Annotated in this window: 7 protein-coding genes and 1 pseudogene; 7 read left to right on the forward strand and 1 reads right to left on the reverse strand. The window is 41.6% G+C overall.

Annotated features, from left to right (window positions below):
* Positions 1 to 250: 250 nt before the first annotated feature.
* The 6 genes and pseudogenes from ACFVAD_RS24110 to ACFVAD_RS24135 form a co-directional block, all read left to right on the forward strand.
* Positions 251 to 541, forward strand: a pseudogene (locus ACFVAD_RS24110) (GNAT family N-acetyltransferase); the annotation flags it as partial.
* Between the two features lie 182 nt (positions 542 to 723).
* Entirely contained in the window at positions 724 to 1,224 is a 501-nt protein-coding gene (locus ACFVAD_RS24115) for an RNA polymerase sigma factor (protein ID WP_386646415.1), read from the forward strand.
* The gene (locus tag ACFVAD_RS24120; RefSeq protein ID WP_386646417.1) at positions 1,221 to 2,687 is read left to right on the forward strand and encodes a zf-HC2 domain-containing protein; all 1,467 of its coding nucleotides are present in this window, start codon (positions 1,221 to 1,223) and stop codon (positions 2,685 to 2,687) included. Before ACFVAD_RS24115 ends, ACFVAD_RS24120 begins: the two co-directional genes overlap by 4 nt.
* A gap of 95 nt (positions 2,688 to 2,782) precedes the next feature.
* Complete coding sequence (locus ACFVAD_RS24125; protein WP_386646419.1) at positions 2,783 to 2,962, forward strand: DUF4083 family protein; 180 nt, start codon at positions 2,783 to 2,785, stop codon at positions 2,960 to 2,962.
* A gap of 501 nt (positions 2,963 to 3,463) precedes the next feature.
* On the forward strand, positions 3,464 to 3,934 hold the full coding sequence (locus ACFVAD_RS24130) for a GNAT family N-acetyltransferase (RefSeq protein ID WP_386646422.1): 471 nt from the start codon (positions 3,464 to 3,466) through the stop codon (positions 3,932 to 3,934).
* 11 nt (positions 3,935 to 3,945) lie between these two features.
* Positions 3,946 to 4,416 (forward strand): YjdJ family protein, encoded by a 471-nt coding sequence (locus tag ACFVAD_RS24135; RefSeq protein WP_386646424.1) that lies wholly within the window; start codon positions 3,946 to 3,948, stop codon positions 4,414 to 4,416.
* Positions 4,417 to 4,478: 62 nt separating this feature from the next.
* On the opposite strand, the gene ACFVAD_RS24140 is transcribed toward ACFVAD_RS24135, so the two are convergent.
* Complete coding sequence (locus tag ACFVAD_RS24140; RefSeq protein ID WP_386646427.1) at positions 4,479 to 5,963, reverse strand: lipase family alpha/beta hydrolase; 1,485 nt, start codon at positions 5,961 to 5,963, stop codon at positions 4,479 to 4,481.
* Positions 5,964 to 6,282: 319 nt separating this feature from the next.
* Here ACFVAD_RS24140 and ACFVAD_RS24145 point away from each other — a divergent pair, with 319 nt between their 5' ends.
* Positions 6,283 to 6,909, forward strand: coding sequence for a nitroreductase family protein (locus ACFVAD_RS24145; RefSeq protein WP_386646430.1), 627 nt, complete (start codon positions 6,283 to 6,285; stop codon positions 6,907 to 6,909).
* Positions 6,910 to 7,046 lie beyond the last annotated feature (137 nt).

Genomic DNA, 7,046 nt, shown 5'->3' on the forward strand with positions numbered 1-7,046 from the left:
GTCGAAATCTTTCGAATTATATACGGACATTATAATCGACTAATTCTGGACAGGCAATACCGTCAGCTTTCGGTAATTTAAGGATGTCAAAAACAATAGATAAAATAAATTGGGAAAGTAACAATCAAAAACTATATAAGAAGTTCAACAAAAAAATCCTACTTGGGCAAATGGAATAAAAAATGGAATCCCTTTATTAAGGAAAGCGGTCTCTGGGCAATTCTAACCAAGTGCGGTAAGAAAATATATAGATGATTCTTTTAAGGATCTAATCGAAGTGGGGACAGTATTTGTGGATCCTGCCTTTCAAAGGAAGGGGATAGGTAATTTACTATTAAATGAAATGTATTGGACACTGGCTAATAAGGGGATTGAAGAATTTTGCTTGGATAGCGGATACATCCATGCCCAACAGATATGGAAAAAGAAATATGGAAAACCTGATTATTTGTTGGAGGATTATTGGGGTGAAGGCTTTCTTCATATGATATGGCAGTCAAAGTCGAGGGTTTATTGGAATAAGGGAGTACCTGAAAAGTGAATGAAAATATAAACTCAGTTCAATTGACCTGGGTTTTTTATGTGAAAAAACGAAAAACAGCTAGTTTACAAGTTCAGTAGTATCTCGAATGATCAATTGGTAAAATATATATGGAAAATAAAATATTTGGTGTAACTTTTGGCGGATACGAGTGTCTGTATATGCAAGAGAGGGGTAATGTGATGTCCGACCCTAGGATAGAGATATATGAAAATCATAAACAGGCGATTTATTCGTATTTATATCGTTCCACACTCAACCGGCATATTGCCGAGGATCTGACTCAGGAGACTTTTTTCCGGGCATTCAAATCCCTCTCCACTTATAGAGGGGAAGCCTCCATGAAAACCTGGCTCTTTAAGATTGCCCGGAATACTTACATAAATTTTAGCGTAAAAAAGCAGACACAGTTGGAGGTGCACTTTGAAACATTGGAAGAAAGATTGAGTGTTCAGCAGAATCCATACAAACATGCAGAGGATAAGCTGTTGATTCAAATGATACTGGTGAAGCTACCGGAAAATTATCGGTCCTATATCCTGCTACGTGATGAGAACGGACTTACCTATGGGGAAATCGCAGATATCACCAATAAGTCGATTGCACAGGTAAAGGTGGGAATCTATAGGGCAAGAAAAAAGTTTCGCGAGATTTATAAGAAGGAGGTGGGGGAGGAACGATGAAGCTAGAACACGAGGTAGTCAGGGATTTGTACCCTTTATATATGGAAAACGAATTAAGTCCTGCAGTCAAGCAGGCTGTTGATGCCCATCTGAGTGAATGTGAAGCATGCAGGAACACCTATCAGACAGGAGAGGGATTTTTTGATCATATAAAGGAACTGGAAAATACTGAAGTTCCGAATACGGTCGATGATAAAGTATGGTTAAAAATCAGACTCACCAGGTATAAATGGATTACTGCAGTGTTAATCGCAGTGATCCTTACCCTGCTTGTAACGGACTATAAAAGTGGAAGGGAAAAGTTGATGTTGGAATTTGAAAATTACTACAGAAGTCAGGAATTACTGCCTGTTATGATTAATATAGTGAAAGAACCAGAACATAGTGGTGACCTGGAATATGTACAACGTGCCGTGAATCAACTATTTGTAGATAAGATAGCGCTTGAGGAGCACCTTAACTTTATCGAAAAACATCAACTAAACAACACGGAATACTACTTAAGCATCAATACCTCAAACTTCAACTCGATGCTTGAAATCATGGAATTCCGGTTTGATCAGGGGATGTGGTCGGAAACGGATGAGGCTGCATATCAAGCCATGCAACAATATTTTGACGAACTGAACCAAATGTCAACCAGGCAATACCGGAAATTCAAGCATGGATATAGCTCTTATTTTGAAACACTCGACGTGGATGAATTCGATAGGTTCTACAAAGATATTAATAACCTGAGTGACAGTTATACTCGTTTTCACAAGCTTCCAGAAGAGCTGCAGCCAATGGGTGAAAAGGAACTTACAAAACAGGTTGCCCATATATTGGGCGTTTACGAGGAAAAGGTGGAGCTGAAAAAGGAAAGCCCTTTAAACGGTAGTCCCTACACCTATCAATTTCATATAGAAGGGCAATTTGATGGTTTGATAGATGGACTCAATGGGCAGTTGCTGGAGGTGCATAGCTATCCTACAGAACTGGATGGTCCAACTCTGGGTAGAGAGGAAACCGAGGGAAAAGTGAAAGAACATGTAGAAAAAATATATGGCAGCAACTTATCGTACGACTTGGTACCGATGGGGGTAAATGCCAGTAATGCAAGTAATGATTACAAGCTATATAGCTTCAAAATTGTACCTAAGTATAAAGGCTATCCGCTTTATACTCCGCTTGAACAGGGAACGGTTATGATTATTAATGCAAGAACAGGTGGAATAAATATGTTTAACCATAATCCAGATGTGCCCTCCTATAAGGATATCGAGAAGCAGCACCTTGAAGTAGCTGTTTCATTGGAAACGCTTAACATTCAAGGAGTAACAGAAACCGTGATGATCTATTCAGCCATATCCGGAAAATTCGAACTGGTTCATATGAATCCTTCACTGGAATACTTTGAGAAGGGGAAATTCTATTCAGCAAAAACAGGTAAGGAAGAGTGGATTTATGTAGGTGGAAGATAGGATGTAGTGTGCTACAGACTACAGTCCGGATGATGGAACTTTATCATGTATTAAATCGTATATTCGTTAAATAATCTTTTTTTGAGGTGACAGATATGGGTGCATTTAATTTGGGGGATGCTTTGTATCAAATGTTTAGTTTAGGGTTACTTGTTCTGCTTGTGTTTATGGTGGCAATTGTTTTCAGAAGCATAAAGCAGAGAGCGATTCGGTTGAATCGTTTGGAGGAAAAAGTGGAGAAGTTGAGCAAAGAAGTAAAAAGAGGAAATTCATAGATAAATGGGAAGTGGTTGATCATGGTTTACAGGGTTCTGTTAATAGGAGCCATCCTCATATTTATCCTGGAACTATTTATAGGCCCACGATTTTTGGGGATGGAAACAGGGAATACTGGTTTGTTTGTTGGATTGATGATGCTATGTATGGTGATAGGGCATTTATTGAAAAGGCTTAGTTAAAGAATATTGTGGATAAATCTCGATTTTAGAATCTTAATGAAAGGTCTTCATCCGGTTTATGAAGGCATGAGAAAAGTCCATCATCGGGTATATGAAGGACCTTTTGAGGTGTGAAGGCATGAGAAAGGTCCATCCAAACAGTGGTGTTTACCAGAGCCATTGAAACAAGAAAACGGCAAATAAGGGAGTCTCCTGTTCTGTGGACTTTTCATTAATCACATTCGAGACATTTAAATAAAGTGGTAGAAATTGTAGCAAAGTTGAAACCATTTCAGCCAATGAAACGTTAAAATAATAGGGAAAGCAGGAGGTATTCAGATGAAACTGAGAAGCATACATAACAATGATTTTCTTCGGATCTCCACTAATCTTAATGAATGGTGGGGCGGACGCAACATGGTCGACATGCTTCCCCGCCTGTTCATCGACCACTTCCAAGATACAAGCTTCCTGTTGGAGAAGGATGGGCAGTTGATGGGTTTTGTCATCGGGTTTGTTTCGCAAAGTCATCCAGAAAAAGCGTACATCCATTTTGTTGGGGTAAACCCTGAAGCTCGGAATGAAAAGGTAGGACGCAGATTATATGAACACTTTTTTCAGATTGTAAAAGAGAAAGGCTGTCAGATGGTCGGGTGTGTCACATCTCCTGTAAATACCGTATCAATCGAATTCCATACCAAACTCGGTTTCTCCATAAAGCCAGGTGACTATGAGGTGAACGGAATATCCATTCATCAAAATTATGATGGGATTGGGCAGGACCGGGTTGTCTTTGAAAAGCGATTTTAGGAGGGAAGTAGATGAGAGTAGGAAGTATGGTAGCATTCTGCTTGGCTGCTATGCTATTTGGCATCGCAACTTTTGCATCTTGGTATGAAGGCAGTGATTTGGTGGAAAGACCTTCAGAATGGGAAAGTACCGCGAAAATTACTTCATGGTGGAATGACGGGGTAGTGGAACGGGAGAATATCTCGCAGCTAGACTATTTCATCTATTCGTTAAAGTATAAGCCTCTTTTCCCCATTTTGATGTTGGTGAGCTTCGTCTATATCCTTTTTGCAGTGGGGAAAAGAAGGATGAAAGGAAAGAGAATACTTTCGGTTTATTCGGCAGGGATTGCGTTGATGCTTTTTTGTGGAGCGATGCTAGTGGGAGGATCTCCTACTGACGGAGCGAAACTGATGATGACTGCACTGATAGTATCGGGAGGTCTGATGACTATTTATGCGAGTTTCAACTATCTTCAATTAACAAGAAATGCTGAACGGTGATAATAGTGAAGCCGGGAACCATGCTGATTGCTTGTCAGCATGGTTCCCGGCTTCTTCATAGGTTAATATTTATTCCCGTACTTATCTACATAAACAGACTTCACAATCGTTCTCTCGAACTCATTCCCGTCTTTTGTTACACCTTTTACATCAAGCGTAATCGTATAAACACCTTCCTCCTTGAAGTTCATCGCCACTTTTCCCTTATTGGCAACCTTCATGCCGAAGTTCTGTTTCGCTTTACCATCCTTGTTGATCTTTACATCCACGCTGAAGTCCTTCACTTTGTTTCCTTTATTCTTTAATTCAAGAGTTGAGTCCTCAAGGACAATTTCTTCGTTCAGTTCGGTATGGAAGCCAACGGTCATTAAATAGGCTGCCTTATCCTTTTTCGCTTTTACCGTCCAAACACCTGCTTCCGGATTGGAGATCTGGAAGGTATGATGATGCCCGCCTTTGAAAATCTCCTGATCAACGGCGTGCTTGAAGTCACGGTATACCACACCTGAAGGACTGATAACCTCGATGTCCTTGGTCTGCTTGTCACTTAACCAATCGAGATCAATCTTCTGTACATTCTCCTCGACAAAGAATGTTTCTTTTCGTTCCAAACGGAACTCACCGCCGCGGTGGAGGGCACTGATGTCGGTCGGATCCTGCTCAACAGGCTCGACCGTCGCACTGACCTCACTAAGTACAGCAAGGCCGGATGTCTGAGTGGTCGTCAAGTATGGTCGGAAATACTGGAACGTACCTCCCTCGCGCACGGTGGTGTGATTCCAGTTGCTTACGCGAACCTCTGTGCTGTATGGGAGACGGGAACTTGCAACCGTAACTGCGCCGTCATTGGAGCCGTAGGAGCTTAAGTAAAGTCCGCCCCAATAGAGCGAAGAGCCGAAGCTTCCCCAGCTGGTTCCAGCCAATGTGTAGATTTTATTGCGAGAACGGTTTGTATGGTTATCAATTTGGGGTCTGTAGCTGTTCATATAGCCTGTTTGTAGCGAATAGGTTGCATCGTTTTTGCTGCCAAGAATACTGGAAAGCCAGCTTGCCCAGCCGCTGTACGCAAGGTCTGCAAGCTGTGAACCGTAATGAGGACTGGATAAGGTGATGAGGTTTGATACATAAGGGTATGCCCCGTAATGGACAAGGGCATTTTGGGAATCGATGCCGCCTTTGCTGTGGGCAACAATGACAATTTTCTTATTTCCAAAATGGGTATAGATATCGCGGATCCTGGCGCTTACAATCGAGCCGTTATCCCACATGTTTTTATCGGGATGAACGTCTATGAAAGCCGTCTGAAAGCCGTTATTCAATGCGGTCTGATACATATTATTGTTTTCCCACCATGTTTTCGAAGAACTGTTGATTCCATGAACAAAGACGATGACAGGCTTGTTCGGATCGACATAGCTTGGAGTATCCCCAACATACCATTGACCTGGAATGCCACCTGGATTATCCTTACCGCCAATCGTCCCGCCCTGGACAGATACTGGTACTACAAGAAGTGCAATAAGCATAATCAACACCAACCTTTTCATTCCACCACTCCATTTCTTCTAAGAAATAGGAGATCTTCTCCCAATCTATCCTATCGGAAAGCGGTATCATTTCAGAAGTATTTTTTGGAAAATGAGAAAAAGGGCATGGGGAGCAAACTTTAAAATAGGAAAAAAGATTTACCTTTCAACAATTAGTGAAGTAGCTTTCTTGGGAAAATTTTTACTTTTACGCTAATAAATTCATCCTGTACATAAATACCCCAATTATCTTGAAAGCAAATATTTTGACATCGAGATATGTATATGATAGAAAAGAAAAGTAAATATTAATTCAACAAGAAGAAGGAGAGATTTCTTCATGGAAACTACAAGCAAAAATTCAGCAATTTCTGTAATGAAAGAACGTCATTCTGTTCGTAAATATACCCAATTTGAAATGCCACAGGCAGATCTGAACACGATCCTGGAAGCAGCGATCACGGCACCATCATCCTGGAACCTGCAGCATTGGAAGTTCCTTGTGGTTCAATCTGACACTCAAAAACAAAAGCTTTTGCCAATCGCATATAACCAGCAACAAGTGGTCGACAGCTCTGTAACCATTGCCATTCTTGGCGACTTGGAAGCGAACCATAATGCGGAAAAAGTATACGGGGAAGTCGTGAACAAAGGTTACATGACACCAGAAGTAAAAGAAATGCTGACTGGCCAGATTCATGGTGCCTACACGAACGATCAATTCGCACGTGACGAAGCCGTGATGAACAGCTCGCTTGCTGCGATGCAACTGATGCTTGCTGCAAAAGACCTTGGTTATGATAGTGTTCCTATGGGCGGATTTGATCGTGCCGCATTCAAAAAGGAGTTCAACGTTCCAGAACGCTACATTCCCGTGATGCTGATCTCAGTTGGTAAAGCTGCTACAGAAGCACACGGAACATTGCGCTTGCCGCTGGATGAAGTGGTGGCATACGAAACATTTTAATGGACAGATGGGAAGGCCCGCTTTGCAATTGTCGCATGGTGGGCTTTTGTGCGCTTGGCAGCGCATCGGACTAGAGGGTGAAAGTCCTGAACACACCGTAGTGGCGGAAGTGTATAGCTGACAGGTAGTGCATGGTC

This window comes from Sutcliffiella sp. NPDC057660 (genome assembly GCF_042800035.1).
Classification (GTDB): domain Bacteria; phylum Bacillota; class Bacilli; order Bacillales; family Bacillaceae_I; genus Sutcliffiella_A.

Excerpts from the sequence above, each read along its gene's own strand:
- ACFVAD_RS24120 (WP_386646417.1), top strand. The coding sequence starts at position 1,221 with ATGAAGCTAGAACACGAGGTAGTCAGGGATTTGTACCCTTTATATATG.
- ACFVAD_RS24145 (WP_386646430.1), top strand. The coding sequence starts at position 6,283 with ATGGAAACTACAAGCAAAAATTCAGCAATTTCTGTAATGAAAGAACGT.
- ACFVAD_RS24130 (WP_386646422.1), top strand. The coding sequence starts at position 3,464 with ATGAAACTGAGAAGCATACATAACAATGATTTTCTTCGGATCTCCACT.
- ACFVAD_RS24115 (WP_386646415.1), top strand. The coding sequence starts at position 724 with ATGTCCGACCCTAGGATAGAGATATATGAAAATCATAAACAGGCGATT.
- ACFVAD_RS24140 (WP_386646427.1), bottom strand. The coding sequence starts at position 5,963 with ATGAAAAGGTTGGTGTTGATTATGCTTATTGCACTTCTTGTAGTACCA.
- ACFVAD_RS24135 (WP_386646424.1), top strand. The coding sequence starts at position 3,946 with ATGAGAGTAGGAAGTATGGTAGCATTCTGCTTGGCTGCTATGCTATTT.
- ACFVAD_RS24125 (WP_386646419.1), top strand. The coding sequence starts at position 2,783 with ATGGGTGCATTTAATTTGGGGGATGCTTTGTATCAAATGTTTAGTTTA.